Below are 19561 nucleotides of genomic sequence, written 5' to 3' on the forward strand. Positions count from 1 at the left end.
ACTTATTTTGATTTTTATAAGTATAAAACTCACTTAAATTGTTTAAGTGTTGAATCTTAATATTACTACTTTAAGTTTCCCTCTTATTAAACATTAATATTGCTTGAAACAGGATTGTCCATGTTATAATTTCATAAAAATAACTATACTTATATAAAAGTATTGAAATTACTGCAAAGACTGTAGTAATACTAATTCCTAATATCCTATTTTTTTTTATAATTTGAGGACGCGTAATTGGCATTTTTTTATTTATTACTGGAGCTGTATTCCACATACAAAACAAACTAATAAAAATTAAAATACAGTTGCTTATAAAACTAAGTTTTGAATTTAAACTTAATTCTATGACTCCAGCTGTTATTAGCAATGAAGCTATAAAACATCTTATTTGAGTATATTCATGATATCCACCTATAAAAGGCTTTGTCATTGACATAACGGCAATAACAAGAATACTTTCTTTAAAATATCCAAACATTGAAAATATTAATATAATCGAAACTAATTTTATTATTTCAAAAGATAACATTATAACTGTATATTCAATTTGTTCTTGTTGATCTTTACTATATCCATTAGCATCTGATATATTTTTTACGAATCTTTTCAAAATATCTCTAATCATATCTTTTTTACCATTTCTACTATTTTTTTGTAGTGCACTCTTGTATTATAAACTCTATTTACATATTTTTCAATAAAAAAATGTCTATTTACATTATTAAGTTGAAATTTGTGATATTTTACAATAATTCTTATTTAGGTATTTTTTTTAAAATCCATTATTTATTATAAATTTGGCTCTGTTTTAAAACCACATTGATATTATTAATTTAGGTATCTAAAAAAAGCTGACTCAAATTATATATAAGACATACTCAAAAAAATAACAAGTCAATGTGTCTAATATATTCTGACCATACTACGTCAGGATGTTCACCTAATAGATAAATTATTAAGTGAACATCCTTCCTTGCCTGACACAAAATATACATTACATCTTTGACTCGTTATTTTCTTTATATATGCCTAAATCATTTTACATCAACTTTTTTAATAAAAAAATAAATTAAGCTTCAGTATTAATTAGCTCTTTTTTTTCTAATATAATATCTACAAACTTCTCTCCATAAGGAAGTAATAATTGAATAAATGGTCCTATTGTTAACATACATATTATTGTTCCAATCCATACTTTTCCACCTAACAAATATCCTACAACTAAGTATGTAGCGTCTAATGCCATACGAATCCAACTATATTGGAATTTTGTTTTATTTTGTATTATAAATGGCACAATATCATTAGGCGCAACACCTAGATCTGTTGCTGAAAGTATTGAAAAACCAATTGCTATAATAAAATTCACCAAAACAATTAATAATGCCTTTATAAATATATTACAAGAATCTATTGGTAAGCTTGAAAATATCCACATTGCAAAATCAATCACTGGCCCTACTCCAATAAGACAAATAAATGTTCCAAGCTTTATACGTTTTCTATCTGCTAAAAGTATTATACAAGTTAATACAAATAATATAACCATATTGGCTATTCCTGGAGTACTTCCTAATACTTTAGATAAGCCTTGGGTAAAAACTGTAAATGAATCAGTACCAATATTGGTTACTAAAGATAATGCTACTCCAAACTGAATTATTGCCATCCCAAAGAAAAATAAAATCAGTTTTTTTATCCATATTTTTTTATCCATATTTTTTCCATCCTTTTTTTCATATTTTGCTACAACTATTTATTTAATTATTTCTTAAAATAAGCCATTATTCGTACAAGCCTAAAAAGTATTTTACATTATGTGATTTACTTTGTCAAAAAACGATAAAAAATTTATTTTATTTACACTTCCCATCTATCAAAATTAAACATATTAATTAAAATATATATAATTAGGAAAATTGTTCTTATTATTATTTGGTTTAATTACCACTATGCTATTAATCCAATAAAAAAAGCCAACTAGAAATGATCTCTAGATCATTTCTAGTCAACCCATTAATATAAATCAAATTAACACTTATGCTCTCTATTATTTTACATTTGTTACTTATCTTGAACAATAAGCTTAAAATCGTTAAGACTTATTTTATATTCATTAAGCATTTCTATCACTGTATTTCTTAATGTATTCTCATTAGATTTTTTCTCTAAAATTTTTATATCTGTATTTACAACTTTATCACTATTCTTATTTTTCTTATATTTCTTTGTTAATACTTCTGCTGTTTTTACAAGTAAATCATCCCAATTTTCTACCTCTATTATATTATCATCTAATTTAAATGCCTTAGGTTCTTTTAATGAAAAATCCTTATATATCTCTATTCCACCTTCAATATCTATGTCACTGTTTATATGTTGACTTTGTAATTCAATATTTGTCTCATTGGTCTTTAATTCACTATTCTTTATACTTATCTCATTATTATTAATAGCTTCTTCATACTCTTCTTCCATCCATTTTACATATTTATCTATACTTTGAACAATATCATATATTGCTATAGATGTATTTCTATGTGATTCACTAAGTTCAAAATCTCTTTCAGTTTTAACTGCATAGCTTGACTTATCTTCAATATAATCTATAGTATTTTCTAAAGTATTAGCTAAATTAGTTAAAGAACTTCTGATTTCAACAGACATAGAAGGAAATTGATCAATAACATACTTAATTATATTTTTATCAATTATTGATAGATTCTTTTTTTTAGAATTGTCTCCTCTATATTCTCCTTTTTCATTTGTTTGCTCAAACATTTGTGAAGTCTCTACTTCAGCATCATTTTTCTTAAAAAAACTTGTTTTCTTCATAATCCCACTCCCTTAATTATACCTATTATATTTCTATATATATTTTACCATATTTTTCTAATTATGTTAACTAAATTACAAATAAGATTTATATATAAATATATAGTAGGAAAATTACATAAGGCATATGAAAATAAATGAAAAATACGATGTATAAATAGAATATGCCTAAAGCATATTCTATTTATTACATAGTTCTTCTACTAAAATTTTTGATACAACTATATCCCCTAATTCAATCTTATTAGGATTTATAAGTAAAGAAAAACTTTTAATCCATATATTATCATCTATCATTTTGTTTGAATCTACATCTTCAGTAGGGTTTTCATCATAAACTTCTTCTAATTGCTTGTCTCTTGTTAACATAACTATTCTCCTACAAGGTTCATCTTGTTGATCAAAAATATTAAAAAAGCTATTATATGTATCAAAAGATTTTACAGAAGTAACTACCTTTAAATATAATCCATATTCATTTGCTGCGTCCATTGCATTAATATAATCTTTATTCATCTAAACTCACCTCACTTTTTATTAATTAGGCACGTGAAAGAAAATAATAAACAAGCATACTGATCTATTATTTTTTTGAATGTGCCTTAATTTGTAATTACACTTCTCTAAGTCTATTTTAATAACAAAAATATATCAACTATTTAATTTCAATCTATCTATAAAAATAATTTTTAAGGATATTCAAATTCTTTATAATTCCCAAAAATTTTATTTATAGATAAAACAAATAATCCAGTATTTTTCATATTAAAAATACTGGACTTATTATTTTCTTTAAAGGTTATGTTTTAAGTGAATGTTGATATTATAATATGAGCTTCATATTACAATATCAACATTCACTTAAAACATTAGTCTATTTAAAATATCTTATTAGTCTAAGAACATTTTTATATCATCCTCAACATTTGTAATTCCGCCTATTCCAAAGTTCTCTACTAAAACATTAACTACATTTGGTGAAAGAAATGCTGGTAATGTTGGTCCTAAATGAATATTCTTTACTCCTAAATGTAATAGAGATAAAAGAACTATTACTGCTTTTTGTTCATACCATGCAATATTGAATGCTATTGGCAATTCATTTATATCTTCAAGTTCAAATACTTCTTTAAGCTTTAATGCAATTAATGCTAAAGAATAAGAATCATTACATTGACCTGCATCTAATACTCTAGGTATTCCACCTATATCCCCTAATTTTAACTTGTTATACTTATATTTTGCACAACCTGCTGTTAATATAACAGTATCACTTGGAAGAGCTTTTGCAAAATCTGTATAATACTCTCTCTTTTTAGATCTACCATCACATCCTGCCATAACAAAGAATTTCTTTATAGCTCCAGTTTTTACTGCTTCAACTATCTTATCTGCTAGTGCAAGTACTTGGTTATGAGCAAATCCTCCTATGATTTCTCCCTCTTCTATTTGAATAGGAGCTAAGCACTTTTTAGCTTGTTCAATTATTACTGTAAAATCTTTATTTCCTGTTTTGTCAGCTACAATATGAGTACATCCTTCAAATCCAGCTGCTCCTGTAGTATACATTCTGTTCTTATAGCTATCTTTTGGTGTAACTATACAGTTAGTTGTCATAAGTATTGGTCCATTAAAACTTTCAAATTCCTCAGTTTGTTTCCACCATGCATTACCATAGTTACCTATAAAATGTGAATACTTTTTAAAAGCTGGATAATAGTGAGCTGGTAACATTTCAGAGTGAGTATAAATATCTACTCCTGTACCTTCTGTTTGAATTAGTAATTGTTCAAGATCTTTTAAGTCATGACCTGATACTAAGATTCCAGGCTTATTGCTTACCCCAATATTAACTTTAGTTGCTTCTGGATGTCCATAACTTTCTGTATTTGCTTTATCTAATAAAGCCATTCCATCAACTCCAACTTTACCTATTTCTAAAGTTAAGGCTATATATTCATCTACAGATACATTATTATCAGCAGTTAATGCTAATGCTTTTTGCATAAAAGCACATATTTCCTCATCTTCATAACCTAAAGCATTTGCATGTTTTACATATGCAGACAGTCCTTTTAATCCGTAAGTAATAAGTTCTCTTAAACTTCTAACATCTTCATTCTCCGTAGATAAGACTCCTACCATTGAAGCTTTTTTATTCATCTCATCTTCACTTTTTGTATTCCATAAGGCAGCTGAACTTAAAGTTTCTTTATGGGTTAATTTTTCTAATAATTCTTCTTTTATGTCTAAAGTTTCTCTCACCTTAGCATAAAATACTGAATTATCAAAATTAGCATTAGTTATAGTAGTAAAAAGGTTCATTGTTACAGTTGTATTTACAATTTTAGATACTATTATACCTTCTTCTCTAACCTTTGTTGCCACTTCTGATAATCCTCTAGTTGTATATATTAATAAATCTTGAAGCTTTGCAAGTTCTGGTGTTTTTCCACATACACCTCTTATAGTACAGCCTGTACAACCTGCAGCTTCTTGACATTGAAAACAAAACATTTTATTATCCATATTTAAATCTCCTTCTCAATTTAATTTAGTTACATTAATTAATATCTTTCATATACCTTATGTACTTATTTTATATTCAATCAAAAAAATAGTCTGTAACATAAGTTACAAACTATTTTTTAATTAATCATTTATCCTAATATACTTTTCCAACATTTAAATTTGATTTTAATAGCCTAATGTTTCTTTTCCTTTTATCATATTAATTGCTGAACTAGTACCAATTCTTTCACAGCCTTCTTTTATGAACATTTCAAGATCTGCAACACTTTTAACACCACCGGCAGCCTTAATTTTTACGTTTTTACCAATATATTTTTTAAATAGCTTTACGTCTTCAATAGTTGCACCACCTGTACCAAAACCAGTAGATGTTTTAATGAAATCTGCTCCAGCTTTTGTTACTGCCTTACACATTTCAATCTTTTCATCTTCTGTCAAATAACAGGTTTCAATAATAACCTTTAATATTTTATCTCCAACTGCTTCTTTTAAAGTTGCAATTTCTTCAGTTACTTTTTCATATAATCCATTTTTCACATCTGTAATATTAATTACCATATCAATTTCATTTGCACCATCTTCTAGTGCTTTTTTTGTTTCTGCCAACTTTGCTACTGTTTCACTATAGCCAAGAGGAAAACCTACAACAGTACAAATGTTAATTTTATCTCCATATTTTTCATGAATACGGGAAATATAACAAGATGGAATACATACAGAAGCAGTTTCATATTCAATAGCATCTTCACATATCTTTTGAATATCATCCCATGTTGCAAATGCCTTTAATAAAGTGTGATCAACATGTTTTAAAATTTCTGAATTTGTCATAAATAACTCCATTTCTCCAGCGCTAAAAACAATCTTTTATTAAAGAACCTTTATCTATCTCGCTGGCAAAATAAAAGTTCTTTATGAAAATAAAGTACATCTCTTTTCCTTATTATATACTTTATTTTCATATTGTTAATTTTCATAGTTATATTCTAATTTCAAAATGTTACATTGTCAACTTTTTTTGTTCTAACTATAACATTTATTTTGATTATATTATTATTTAAAGGTTTTTTCTTATAAATATAAATGAGTTTTATTATTTATTTGTATTTTGCACGAAAAATGTTAAAATATAAACAAATAATTAAATTTTATTTACATCGTTTTTTATGATTAAATAATAATTAAAATTGTTAATAATACAAAAAAAACGGGGGCAAAATGAGCAAAAAATTAGAACGAACAAATAAGATTATAGAAATATTAAAAGAAAAAAATGGTGCTTCTATCAAAGAACTAGCCTCTACATTAGGCGTATCTGAAATGACAATTAGAAGAGATTTAAATGTTTTAAAGTCAAATAATATTGTAAACAATGTATATGGAGCTACAATTTATAATCCACTAAATAGTATTCAAAAATTAGATAATTTTTACGATATTACAAATGAAGTTGTAATACAAGAAGGTGAAAAATGTAAAATAGGAAAAGTGGCTGAAACTTTAATACAAACTGATGATATTATTATTATTGATACTGGAACAACTACAGAAAAACTCGCTCAAAATATTAGTAATGATATGAACCTAACTGCATTATTTTACAATACTAATATTTTAATGGCTTTAAAAGGAAAAGATAATATTAAATTAATTTTTGCTGGTGGATATTTTCATCCCAACACACAAATGTTTGAAAGTTCTGAAGGAATTTCTCTAATTGAAAATACCCGAGCAACAAAAGTGTTTGTTTCAGCTGCAGGTATTCATGAGCAATTAGGGGTTACCTGCTCTAATAACTATGAAGTACCAACTAAACGTGCTATTATAGGTTCTTCTGTAGAAAAAATACTATTAGTAGATTCTCAAAAATTTGGAATAGTAAAATCTTCATACTTTGCTGATTTAAATGAATTTGATGTCATTATTACAGATAATGGGATTTCAAAAGAGTGGATTGATCGTATTAAAAATTTAGAGATACGGTTAATTATTGTTTAGTTTGGGCATCTTTGACTTGATATTTTCTTTCATATGCCTTAAATCAATACAAGGCTATTGTTTAATCAATAGCCTTGCTCTAAGCATATATACTTTTCTTTCATATCCCTAATCAAACAATTCTTCTTCTAATTGTTCAATATTTAAAATTTTAATTGTATTCCTATTAAATTCAATGTAATTCATATCCCTAAGACTCATTAATTCTCTTGATAAAGATGGTCTTGGAATTCCAAGAATAGATGAAATTTCTTCTTTACTCTCTTTTAAATTAATTACTTCACTTTCTTGCTCTTTCATCTGTTCTAATATAAAGTTGATAACTTTATGTTTAACACTTTTAAATGATATATTTTTTATCTTTGAATTTAACATTAATACTTTATTACTTAATAAAGCCATAAAATTTTCTAATATTTTTTCTTCTTTTAAGCATAACTTAATAATATCTTCTTTCTTTATATATATAATTTTACAATTATTAAAAGCCATAACAGTTGATGGATAAGTACTTTTGTTTGAAAAAACTAATGCTTCACCAAAAACATCATTATTAGCTAATCTCTTTAGGACAATGCATTTTCCACTTGAATATATTTTTTGAATCTCAACTATACCATCTAATATAATTCCTAAACTATTACACTCTTCTTCTTCTGATGCAATAACTTCACCTTTTTCATAACATTTTAAAGAATACCTAATATTAGAAATAACATTTCTTATATCTTGACTTTCAAGTCCATTAAAAAATTGATTTTCTTTTAATTTATTAATTACATCTTCCATATAAACACCTTATCCTCCTGTAAAAAGCAAAGCATACGCTAAACTTATTAACGTATGCTTATAATTCTATTTTTTATTATATCATTAATAACAAGTTCATATCCGCGTTTTTATATTAAAACCCTTCAGTCACTAGTTTTTTTGTAAAATGCTCTTTGATAAACTTATATGAAATTCCGATACAAGCTCCTAATATTGCTGGCACTATCCAACCAAGTCCTTGCGAATAAAGTGGTAATTTAGAAAATGCATTTACCATAAAGCTTATACTTATTCCAGCTTGATTTAGTGCATCTACTATACTTACTACTGAAGTAAATAATATTGTAAAAGAATATACCACTGAACTTCCGCCAAAAAGATTATTTGTCATTGCAAGTACTATAAGCATTATAGCTATTGGATAAATAGCATTTAACACTGGAACTGATACTGAAAGAATCTTTGTTAATCCCATATTAGCAAGTACCATACTTGAAACAGAAAGAATTCTAACCCATGCTTTATAAGATACTTTTGAATTTAATGTTCTAAAATATTCACTACAAGAAGTTATAAGTCCAACACAAGTAGTTAAACAAGCAACTGTGAAAATTGCTGCAAGTAATATAACACCTGGTTGTCCAAATATATAAGTCATTACATTTGTAAGAGTTTGAGCTCCATTTTCAGTAGCTCCAAATTTTCCTCCAGAAGTTGCTCCTAAATGAGCAAGCATAGAATAAATTATTATTAATAATCCACCCGCAATTAATCCAGCCTTTATTGAATTTGAGACAACGTATTTTTCTTCTTTAACACCTTTAGATTTTATTGCTAATGAAATTACTATTCCAAAATTTAATGCTGCAATAGTGTCCATAGTTAAATATCCATCCAAGAAACCTTTAACTAAAGGTGATATTACATATTCTCCACTAGCTACTCCATATCCACCTAATGGTTTTAGAACACTTGCTAGAAAAACACATGAAATTAAAGTTAATAAAGTTGGTGTTAAAAATTTCCCCATACGGTCTACTAACTTAGATGGTGTTAAACAGATCCAATAAGCTAAAGAAAAAAATATTAAAGTATATATAAGTCTTGCTAAAGTAACTGAAATCATTCCTTCTGGTAAAAATGGTGCTACTGCCATTTCAAAAGGAAGACTTCCTGCTCTTGGAATTCCAAGGCATGGTCCTATTGATAAATATATTAAAACTGTAAATATAGATGCAAAAATCGGATTTACTCTATTGGCTAATGCTTTTAGCCCACCAGATTTAGCAACTGCAATTACTCCTAATACAGGGAACCCCACTGCTGTTATAAAAAATCCTGCCATTGCTACCCAAGTAGCACTTCCTGCTGATTGTGCAAGAAATGGTGGAAATATTAAATTTCCTGCTCCAAAAAATAATGAAAAAAGCATTAAGCTTATAAGTCCTAAATTTTTCTTTGATAAATTATTCATTTTAAAATCCCCCTATTTTCTAGTTAAATATTAAGCTATTCTTTCATGTGCCTAATATGTTCTTATAAATTATTTACTTATCACTAATGTCACCTTCAATATCCATATAAATTCCCCCTTAAAGTAGTTTCAAAAAATAACTAATCAATTTTTGCACCATACTTTTGTCTATGTATTTACTAATAGCATCACTATCAGTGAATTACATCTTATCTTCTAGCACAAAGTATACATCTTATACTTAATTGTTAATTTTTCCCTATAACTAAATATAAAAATACCCCGTCCCTAATGAAAGGGACGAGGTTTAATCGCGATACCACCCTGATTCTATAAAATGATAAAAACATAATTTTAATTCATCTTATAGCACTTAGCTACGTACTAAATAATACGTTTTTCTTTTAACGGTGAAACTCCGTTGAAGCTTACTTTAATATAATTTCTGCTTCACTTCTCCGAGATGATTTTCAGTTAGTACTCTGAACGTTGGCTTTCATCAACTACCAACTTTCTGTAGAACAGTAATTACTACTTACTTTTTCTCTTCATAGAATTTATTTTTCTAATATTTTAATTATAATACACCCACCTTTAAATATTGTCAATATAATAAATTTATACTAATTATAATTAACTTTAGGCATATTAAAGGAAATAAAATTAACGCATAGCAAGCTATGGGCTGATTTTATTGACGCAGTATGACACAAAATAGACTAGCATACTGACTTGTTATTTATTTTAATATGCCTTAAGAACATAAAAAATAGGCTTTGTTTTAAAACCGTGTTGATATTATTATATAAAGCTCACGGACGGTGAAATTTACTTTAAGAACTCTAAAACGAATATTAATCCTATTTAATGGTTAAAATCATATTATTAAAATAATTGGTAATACTAAAATTAGGCATATTCAAAAAAATAATAGACCAGTACGCTTGTCTATTATGTGTCATATTGCATCTGTAAGTTATACTAATAGATAAGCTATAAGCATAACTTACCTCCTTGTCTGATACAAAATATACGATGCATCTTTGGTATATTATTTTTTTCATGTACCTTATTCTGATGTAAAGGAGAAAGTTTATTATGTTTAAAATGAAAAGTATTAAAAATTCAACAAATAATCAATTAGAATCTTCTACCGGATATGCTAAGCCTTCAAAAGAACCTAATGATGGATACTTTATTGAAAAATATCCAAAAGATAGTTTTAGTTCTGAAGGAACTGTTAGGTATGGTGAAGAACAAGATGTAGATGATTTATAAATATTCCTAATCTAAATCACATAGAAAAGGCTGTCTTAAATTGATTTAAAAATCATTTTAAGACAGCCTTTTCTTGATATATTATATTATTCTTTAGATAGACCTTATAACAAATCTCCGTATTTTCTTACATATAGTTTTTTAAGCATTGTAACTAAAACCATATATCCCAAAATAGTAACTAATAAAAACAAGAAATATACTGCTGGCATAGGATACATACCCAAACATCTTCCGAATTTTGTATATGGTATAACTGTACCTATTACAATTGAAATAGTTGTTAATATAACTATTGGTAATGATGCTCTACTTTGAATAAATGGTATTTTAGGAGTTCTAATCATATGAATAACTAGTGTTTGTGACCATAAAGATTCTACAAACCATCCTGCATTAAATACCATCATAAATAATGTATTATCAACCCCTGGAGCACCATAGTTTCCACCGCAAACAATTGGGCCTATAACAAAATACATTAATAGATATGTGGTAATATCAAATATTGAACTAGTTGGTCCAATCCATAACATGAATTTTCCAATTGATGATGAATTCCAGGTACGAGGAGATTTAAGAAATTCTGTATCTACATTATCCCATGGAATTGATATACAAGACATATCATAAATTAAATTTAATACTAACAATTGTACTGGTAGCATTGGTAAAAATGGAAGTAATGCACTTGCTACTAAAACACTAAACATATTTCCAAAATTAGAGCTTGCTGTCATTTTAATATATTTAATAATATTAGCAAATATTTTTCGGCCTTCAATTATTCCTTTTTCAAGTACCATTAAATCTTTCTCTAATAAGATAATATCTGCTGATTCCTTTGCAATATCCACAGCTGTATCAACTGAAATACCAATATCAGCTTTTTTCATTGCTGGAGCATCATTAATTCCATCTCCCATGAAACCTACAACGTGTCCATTTTTTTTCAATAAAGAAACTACTCTTTCTTTTTGTTGTGGTGATAACTTTGCAAAAATATTTGTTTCTTCTACTGCAACTTTTAGTTTTTCATCACTCATGCTTTCTATTTCTGAACCAAGAAGTATATTCTTTATATTTACGCCTACTTTATTGCATACATACTTAGTTACTTTTTCATTATCTCCTGTAAGAACTTTTACATCTACTCCATATTCATTTAATGCTTTTATTGCTTCTTTAGAAGATTCCTTTGGTGGATCTAGAAAACCCATATAACCCATAAGAACCATATCTGCTTCATCCCTAACTGAAAATGCTTTTTCTGGTGAAGGATTTGTTTTTTGTGCTACTGCTATAACTCTCATGCCCTTTTCATTTAAATCATTAACTGTACTTAGAATTTCATTCTTAATGTTATTTGTAAGTTCAACAACACTTCCTTTATATTCTGCAAAAGTACATATATCTAACATCTCTTCAACTGCACCTTTGGTAATAAGTTGTGTTTTTCTCTTATTATCTTTTAACACTACTGACATTCTACGGCGAGTAAAATCAAATGGTATTTCATCTATCTTTTCATATACTTCCTTATAATTTACAAAGCCTTCTTTTTGTCCATGTTCAAGTATTGCAACATCAAGTAAATTTTTAAGACCTGTTTGAAAATAGCTTACTAAATAGCCATGACGGAGTACTCTTAAATCTTCATTACCGTGAATATCAAGATATCTTTCTAAAATAATCTTATCTTCTGTAAGAGTTCCTGTTTTATCTGTACATAAGACATCTATAGCTCCAAAATTTTGTATAGAATTTAAATTCTTAACTATTGTTTTGCTTTTAGACATAGATAGTGCACCTTTTGCAAGATTTGTAGTAACTATCATAGGAAGCATTTCTGGAGTTAATCCTACAGCAATTGAAATTCCAAATAAAAAAGCTTGAATCCAATCACCCTTAGTTATACCATTAATAACAAATACAATAGGTACCATTATTGTCATAAACTTAATTAATAATTTACTTATTGAATTAACACCTTTATCAAAACTTGTTAATTCTCTTTTTTCAGTTAATGTGTTTGAAATACTTCCTAGAAAAGTATCATTTCCTGTATTTATAACCAAAGCTAATGCTGTCCCACTAATAACATTAGTACCCATAAAAGCTAAATTTTCAAGTTCAAAACAATCAATATTTTTTGATTTTCTTGTTTCATTTGATAATTTTGCAAATTTTTCGACTGGTTCTGATTCTCCTGTCATAGATGCTTGGCTTATAAATAAATCTTTTGCATGAATTATTCTAATATCTGCGGGAATCATATCACCAGCTGTTAATTTTATAATATCTCCTGGTACAATATTATCAATATCTCTTTCTTCTTCAATGCCTTCACGAATTACAGCTATTGTTGTCTTTATCATAGCTTTAAGCTTTTTTCCTGCATTGTTTGATTTACCTTCTTGTACAAATTTTAGTATTCCACTTATTGTAACCATTGTACATATGATTATTACTGTAGTTAACTTCCTATCTTCTGGCAATGCAATAACATAATCTGTAACAAATGAAACTATTGCAAGCAAAAAAAGTACAACTGTAAATGGATTGATAAATGCTTTGATAAATCTCTTATACCAAACATCCTCATCACCATAGTTTATCTCATTCTCTCCATACTCTTCAATTCTAATTTTAGCTTCATTGTTTGTTATTCCTTCATAAGTTGTTTTATATTCTTTTAATACATCATCTATTTTAATTGCTGAAGCATCTAGCAATTTATTTATCATTTCTCTTCTTTTGATGTGTCTTTCTAAAATTGATTTTTCACTATTTTTTTTGTTAAATAAAAATTTCATTTCTATTCCCTCCTCATAATTTAAATCATTTAATGAGTGCATGAGAATAGAAACAAAAGAATAACCTATTTACCATAAATCACATATAGTAAACAGGTTACATCCTTAAACACAGTAAAATTTTATATTTTTAGGCATCATAAACAAGTCTTGACGGTAGCACTAAATGTAGAAATTTTTCTATATACATTTCTTCATTTAAGTATATTGTTTGTGACTTTTTATAAAAATATAATCTTATCTGGTCAATGTAATCTGCTCTCATGCACCTACTACTTCCCGCGTCCACTTATATTCACCTCTCTTATTTTTTAAAATTAAAAGTCCTCGTTCAATTTAAGCTGAACGAGGACAATAAAAGCATACATCAATTATACTCTATGTTAATATATACTAATTTTTACATTCTATTAATATACACTAATTCTTACATCTATTAATGCTCGTTCAAGCTTCAGCTTCTTAGGGCAATGAAATTGTATTAAAATACGCCTTGAATCGACGTACTCTGCTAACCTTCTCATAGTGTCTCCACTACTCCGCGGTAACAATCCGTATCCCTAAGGTAACCTCACCTACCGAAAACTATTTAGTTTTATATTCTAATTCTTTTTTATTATATGCACATGATATTAAGTTGTCAACTATAAAAACAAATTAATATTATATATAATTTAACCCATCTATTCAACTTTTTTCATGTATTTCATATTATTTGATAATGTATATGTTCTAAAAAACTTTATTCATATGGATTTAAAATAAATATCACTATATTATCTATCTAACTATTTCATCATCTATTTGTGTCTTTGAATTATATTACAAAACACTCAAGATATTAAATATCTTGAGTGTTTAAATTTTTTATTATTTTTGTACAATGCGTACCATATGTATAGTTAAATAAAGAAGTTTCTCATATGAAATCTCTTTGTCCAATGTTTTTCTTACATATTCTTGAATTAGTTTAGCGTACTTAAGTTCATCTGGATACTGCTTTGTAATTTGTTCGAAAATAAACATATCCTTCTTCTTTTAATTCTTAGAAAAATTTATCTGTAAACCTACATTACACATTCAATAGCTTGTCTATAACGTCAACAAGTTCTTTTATTTCAGGCTTACTTAATTGTGCATCAGCTTTAACTGATTCTCCTTTATGTTTTAATGTATCAGTAATTAATGATGAAAATATTACCACTGGTAACTCTTTTAAAATTTCATCTTCTTTAATTTTTCTCGTAAGTGTTAGTCCATCCATTTGTGGCATTTCTATATCAGTAATAAGAATTTGTGCATCCTGAGTAAAATCTGCTCCTTTTTCTTCTGCTAATCCTTTAAGAAAATCTAATGTCTGTTTACCATCATCAAAAACTCTTAAATCTTTAAAACCAGCTTTTGTAAGGGTGTTTTTTAAAAGTTTTCTAATTAAAGCAGAATCATCAGCTAAAACTAATTTCACATCTGATCTGTCTTTATATTCTACTTTTACTAGTTTATCCTCACTTATTCCAGAACTAGGACAAATATCTGTAACTATCTTTTCGAAATCAAGCATAATTATTACCTTACCATTTAAAAGTATATTCCCAACAGCTAGTGAATTTTCTGATAAATCATCAGGTTTTCTTATCTCATTCCACTTAATACGATGAACTCCTACTACATCATCAATATTAAACGCAACTTTAACTTTATTAAATTCACAAACTATAACTTTAGAACCCATGTTTTGTGTTGTTTGCTTTGTTATAATATATTTCAAATTAATTAAAGTAAGAATTTCTTCTCTACACAGTATAAGCCCAGCTATTTCTGGTTTAGGATCTGGTAACTTGGTCAAACTATTAGTCGGCATTTCTATTATTTCTTTAACCTTTACTACATTAATTGCATAATGAGTATCATTAACAATAAAATCAATTATTTCTAATTCTCCAGTACCTGATTCTAGTAATATATTATTATTCATAATCTCTACCCCTTACTTAAACATAATTTAAAGTTTTTTTATTATGAATATCTAATTATTTACTATTACGTTTAGTACATAATTAGATATTCATAATAATCACTTCTTTTTAATTGTCGATTTTATTTACTGAAACTACATCATTTTTTTAAATTTTCTACAGATTCGGATATTTTAGTTATGAAATATCCAAATCTATATATCTTTTAATATAATTCTTTCATAAACTTAAGCTTCTATTAGTTATTTTCTTTTATATGACTAAATTCTTTTCTAAAGACATATATTACTTTTTCAGATGCCTAAATTAAATTATCTTCTTTTAATAAATTAAATAATGTTGGATTAAAATTAAATTGATTTATTAAATTATTAACTTCACATAAAGATTTTTCTTTTTTATCCTTAGATATATTAGCTTTTGATGCCCTAATTAATATATTTTTAGGAGAATTTTCTATATCTATAAATTCTAGAAGTTGAGTTTTATATCCTACACTTTCTAAAAGATTTGCTCTAACTGAATCTGTCATAAGTGCGGCAACCCTCTCCTGCACTATTCCATACTTTGTTAATATAGATAATGAGTCACTTTTAATTTGGTGATTAAATTCATGTTGGCAACAAGGAACAGAGAAAATCATTTTACTATTCCACTTTATTGCATTATATAAAGCATAATCAGTAGCTGTGTCACATGCATGTAGTGTAATTACCATATCAACTTTATTATTATATTTAAACCCATTTATATCTCCAAGTTCAAAATGTAAATTTTCATAATTATATCGTTTAGCTATATCATTACATTTTTTAATAACATCAGCCTTAAGATCTAATCCTATCATTTTTACATTAATTTTTTTAATTTCTACAAAGTAATAATACAATACAAATGTTAGATAAGACTTTCCACATCCAAAATCTAAAATAGTAAGTTCCTTAAAATCATTCTTCTTAATTTCATCATCAATAATTTCTATAAACCTATTTATCTGCTTATACTTATCATATTTTGAATTAATAACCTTACCTTCTTTTGTAAAAACACCTAAATCTATAAGAGGTTCAATAATCATACCCTCTTTAAGAATATAATTTTTTTCTTTGTTATGGCCTTTATTAACAAGTTTTATGTTATCACTTTTTTTCTTGCTAAAAAGTACTTTACCTTTTTTAGAGATTTTCAACTCAAATGTAGCTGTATTTGACCAAGCCGAAACTTGTTTATAACTAGATGATACGACTTCTAAAAGTTTTTCTTCTAAAATATCTGTATCAATATTTTCATGAAACACCTGCTTATCAGTGTATTTTTCTATTTGATAATATTGTTTTTTATTATTTTCTTTTAATAAAAATGTTATCTTATTGTATTGAACGTCTTTATTCATCTTACTACTAATAACTAATTTTATAATATCTTGTTGCACTATTTCATTAATTGCTTTATTTAAATCTTCCATTTTTCCACACCTTATCATTTATTTTAGGCTATGTTTTAAAACTGTGTTGATATTAAAACAGATCCTTATTTTAAAATTAATTTCTTATACATTAACACTATTATATATATCAAACATTTTTTAGTAAACTACACCTTCTTCTAATTCATAGAATTTTCCTTGTTTATTAAACATTTCTGTAAATATGAGATTTACTTAATGAACTTAATATTAATTGCTATAACAATCATTTAATCCACTCTCTACTCTTAATTATGTATACAAAAAAGCACCTACAGACTAAACACTTTTTCTAAGTGTCCAGTCTATAGGCATCAGTATTAAGAATAGTTTTTTATATAAGATAAAAGCATAATTCTATTTTTCTTGTATAAGCTTCTTTAATTTATTTTGAACTAACCATAACTTTTTTTGTTTTCTATTATATGCAACCAATCTAGTTTTATTATGCTTATTTAAGTCAATTAATTTTATATATTCTTCATCAGCAATTCTTAATGCATCTTCTATTACTAAAAGTTCCTCATTAGTAAACATACTTATCTCCTCCTTTTACTTAAAAAACTCCATATTTTCCTGATAAATTTACAACTAAATAAAAAACACTTATATAAAATCCTTGTTATAAGGCATATTCAAAAAAATAACAAGTGAGTATGTATAAATGTTTATGAACTAAATTATATCAGATGAATTATTAACACACAAATTTTTCAAACAGAGTATATTATCTATCTAAATTTCAGGCACATTAAAAAATAATATACCAGTATGCCTGTATATTGGGTCTATTATTTTCTTTCATGTGCCTTATATAAAAATATTAAGTTTGTATTATATAAAATTTATATTTTTATTGTAGTATTAGAATTATAGTTACAATAATAAAGTTTATAATAAAATATAACTAGTATTATCCTATTCCAAGTATAATATTAACCATTGTAATAATACCTATGCCTATAAGAAGTATGACCGTAATCCATGCTCTTATATTAGCAAAAAGACTATTTTTATAATTACCCATAACTTCTTCGTTTGAAGTTAGAAATGCTAAAAAAATTAATATTGGAGCCATTAAGATACCTCCTAATATTTGAGCTACAATTGAAATGAAATTTAAAGGTAAATTAGGAATTAAGACCCCTATAGCCGCTAGAATTACACTAATAAAATATACTGCATAAAATTTAGGTGCTTCTGTAACCTTATTATTTAAGCTTTTTTTCCATCCAAAGGCTTCAGCTACACTCCATGCAGATGACAAACCAACAGTAATCGATGCAAGCAAACCAGCATTAAATAACCCAAGTGCAAATATTAACGCAGGTGTAAAACCTAAGATTGAATTTAATCCTTTTATAATTTCAGCTGGACCGGCATCAGCAAGATTTGGAATTTTATTAAATAAACAAGCACCAATTATTATAATACACGCAGCTATAAACACTTGAAATATACTGCCAATAAGAGTGTCATAACGCCCTAAACGAATATTGTTAGATGTAACCCCTTTATCTATATAAGCACTATTTTGATAGAATATCATCCAAGGTGCAACTGCATTACCGATAAGTGCAATAACATAAAAAACTATATTATTACTTCCATGAGGAACACTAAAATTTAAAAATGCACTAGATAAAGATGCAAAGCTTGGTCTAGTGATAAAAGCCGTCACTATAAAACCAATATTAAATATACCAATTAGTAAAGATAGACGTTCTTTTGCCCAGTAACCAGCAAAAATTGTTATTGATAATACAAGTAATAAACTAATTAATACACTAACCCATAATGGTAATCCTAATATAACTAAACCACAAGACATACCTATAAATTCAGTTAAAAGAGTAATTAAATTTTCAATTAATAGAGCCACTATATGATATATCATCCACCCCTTTCCATAATGTTTTCTAACTAATTTTGTGTATCCTTCTTGAGCAACAACACCAAGTCTCATTGACATTTCCTGTACTGTATATGTGATTATAATAAGACAAAATGTTAGAGGAATAAAAAAACTTATACCAAATTGTGTTCCCGTTAATGCATAAGAGATTATTCCTCCAGCATCATTATCTGCTAATGCTGCAACTACACCTGGACCAATTAATGCCCATAACAGAATCATACGCTTACGAAAGCCTTTATTAGGTTCTTCCACAAGTTGATTAAATTTAGAATTTTCTTTAGAAATTAAATTTTCTTTGCTTGTGTTTTTCATCATGTACCTCCATAAAATTTAAATGTTGATATATAATATAAAAAAAATCAACATTTTGTTACTGTGATGTTGCTATAAATTCAACAAGATGTTGCTATAAATTCAACAAAATATTTCACGGAATTATAATTAATTCATAGTATATTATAAAAATAATTATTATATGATGGGATTTATGGAGGT

At 26.7% G+C, this 19561-nt stretch carries 16 protein-coding genes, 1 riboswitch and 1 other annotated feature; of the genes, 2 read left to right on the forward strand and 14 right to left on the reverse strand.

Annotated features, from left to right (window positions below):
- Positions 1-70: 70 nt before the first annotated feature.
- The 6 genes from BM027_RS01655 to deoC form a co-directional block, all read right to left on the reverse strand.
- Positions 71-628, reverse strand: a complete 558-nt coding sequence (locus BM027_RS01655) for an accessory gene regulator ArgB-like protein (protein WP_090088206.1) — start codon at positions 626-628, stop codon at positions 71-73.
- 444 nt (positions 629-1072) lie between these two features.
- Positions 1073-1720 carry a YczE/YyaS/YitT family protein gene (locus BM027_RS01660; protein ID WP_090088208.1) on the reverse strand — a complete coding sequence of 216 codons (648 nt, stop codon included), beginning with the start codon at positions 1718-1720 and terminating at the stop codon, positions 1073-1075.
- Between the two features lie 347 nt (positions 1721-2067).
- Positions 2068-2838, reverse strand: a complete 771-nt coding sequence (locus tag BM027_RS01665; RefSeq protein WP_090088210.1) for a hypothetical protein — start codon at positions 2836-2838, stop codon at positions 2068-2070.
- A gap of 180 nt (positions 2839-3018) precedes the next feature.
- Entirely contained in the window at positions 3019-3354 is a 336-nt protein-coding gene (locus tag BM027_RS01670) for a hypothetical protein (RefSeq protein ID WP_090088212.1), read from the reverse strand.
- 375 nt (positions 3355-3729) lie between these two features.
- Entirely contained in the window at positions 3730-5367 is a 1638-nt protein-coding gene (gene hcp / locus BM027_RS01675) for a hydroxylamine reductase (protein WP_090088214.1), read from the reverse strand.
- A 168-nt stretch (positions 5368-5535) separates the two neighbouring features.
- Positions 5536-6201, reverse strand: a complete 666-nt coding sequence (gene deoC / locus BM027_RS01680) for a deoxyribose-phosphate aldolase (protein WP_090088216.1) — start codon at positions 6199-6201, stop codon at positions 5536-5538.
- A 387-nt stretch (positions 6202-6588) separates the two neighbouring features.
- Between deoC and BM027_RS01685 the strand changes: the two genes are divergently transcribed.
- Entirely contained in the window at positions 6589-7368 is a 780-nt protein-coding gene (locus tag BM027_RS01685) for a DeoR/GlpR family DNA-binding transcription regulator (protein WP_090088218.1), read from the forward strand.
- 108 nt (positions 7369-7476) lie between these two features.
- On the opposite strand, the gene BM027_RS01690 is transcribed toward BM027_RS01685, so the two are convergent.
- Together BM027_RS01690 and brnQ are read right to left on the reverse strand one after the other, a co-directional pair.
- A complete protein-coding gene (locus BM027_RS01690; protein WP_090088220.1) occupies positions 7477-8157 on the reverse strand; it encodes a Crp/Fnr family transcriptional regulator in 681 nt (226 codons plus the stop codon).
- Between the two features lie 115 nt (positions 8158-8272).
- Entirely contained in the window at positions 8273-9613 is a 1341-nt protein-coding gene (gene brnQ, locus BM027_RS01695; RefSeq protein WP_090088222.1) for a branched-chain amino acid transport system II carrier protein, read from the reverse strand.
- A 293-nt stretch (positions 9614-9906) separates the two neighbouring features.
- Positions 9907-10174 (reverse strand) — a binding site (T-box leader).
- Between the two features lie 537 nt (positions 10175-10711).
- Here brnQ and BM027_RS01700 point away from each other — a divergent pair.
- Positions 10712-10891 carry a hypothetical protein gene (locus BM027_RS01700; RefSeq protein WP_090088224.1) on the forward strand — a complete coding sequence of 60 codons (180 nt, stop codon included), beginning with the start codon at positions 10712-10714 and terminating at the stop codon, positions 10889-10891.
- Between the two features lie 104 nt (positions 10892-10995).
- Here BM027_RS01700 and mgtA read toward each other — a convergent pair whose 3' ends face one another.
- The 6 genes from mgtA to BM027_RS01730 form a co-directional block, all read right to left on the reverse strand.
- A complete protein-coding gene (gene mgtA, locus BM027_RS01705) occupies positions 10996-13707 on the reverse strand; it encodes a magnesium-translocating P-type ATPase (RefSeq protein WP_090088226.1) in 2712 nt (903 codons plus the stop codon).
- A gap of 431 nt (positions 13708-14138) precedes the next feature.
- Positions 14139-14297, reverse strand: a riboswitch (M-box (ykoK) riboswitch).
- 280 nt (positions 14298-14577) lie between these two features.
- Positions 14578-14733 (reverse strand): PRD domain-containing protein, encoded by a 156-nt coding sequence (locus tag BM027_RS01710; protein ID WP_090088228.1) that lies wholly within the window; start codon positions 14731-14733, stop codon positions 14578-14580.
- Between the two features lie 46 nt (positions 14734-14779).
- Positions 14780-15682 (reverse strand): chemotaxis protein, encoded by a 903-nt coding sequence (locus tag BM027_RS01715; protein WP_090088230.1) that lies wholly within the window; start codon positions 15680-15682, stop codon positions 14780-14782.
- 302 nt (positions 15683-15984) lie between these two features.
- Positions 15985-17148, reverse strand: a complete 1164-nt coding sequence (locus tag BM027_RS01720; RefSeq protein WP_090088232.1) for a class I SAM-dependent methyltransferase — start codon at positions 17146-17148, stop codon at positions 15985-15987.
- 357 nt (positions 17149-17505) lie between these two features.
- Positions 17506-17685, reverse strand: a complete 180-nt coding sequence (locus BM027_RS01725; protein ID WP_090088233.1) for a hypothetical protein — start codon at positions 17683-17685, stop codon at positions 17506-17508.
- 376 nt (positions 17686-18061) lie between these two features.
- The gene (locus tag BM027_RS01730) at positions 18062-19378 is read right to left on the reverse strand and encodes an NRAMP family divalent metal transporter (protein WP_090088235.1); all 1317 of its coding nucleotides are present in this window, start codon (positions 19376-19378) and stop codon (positions 18062-18064) included.
- Positions 19379-19561 lie beyond the last annotated feature (183 nt).

The sequence above is a fragment of the Clostridium uliginosum genome, from assembly GCF_900112485.1.
In the GTDB taxonomy this organism is placed as follows: Bacteria; Bacillota; Clostridia; order Clostridiales; family Clostridiaceae; genus Clostridium; species Clostridium uliginosum.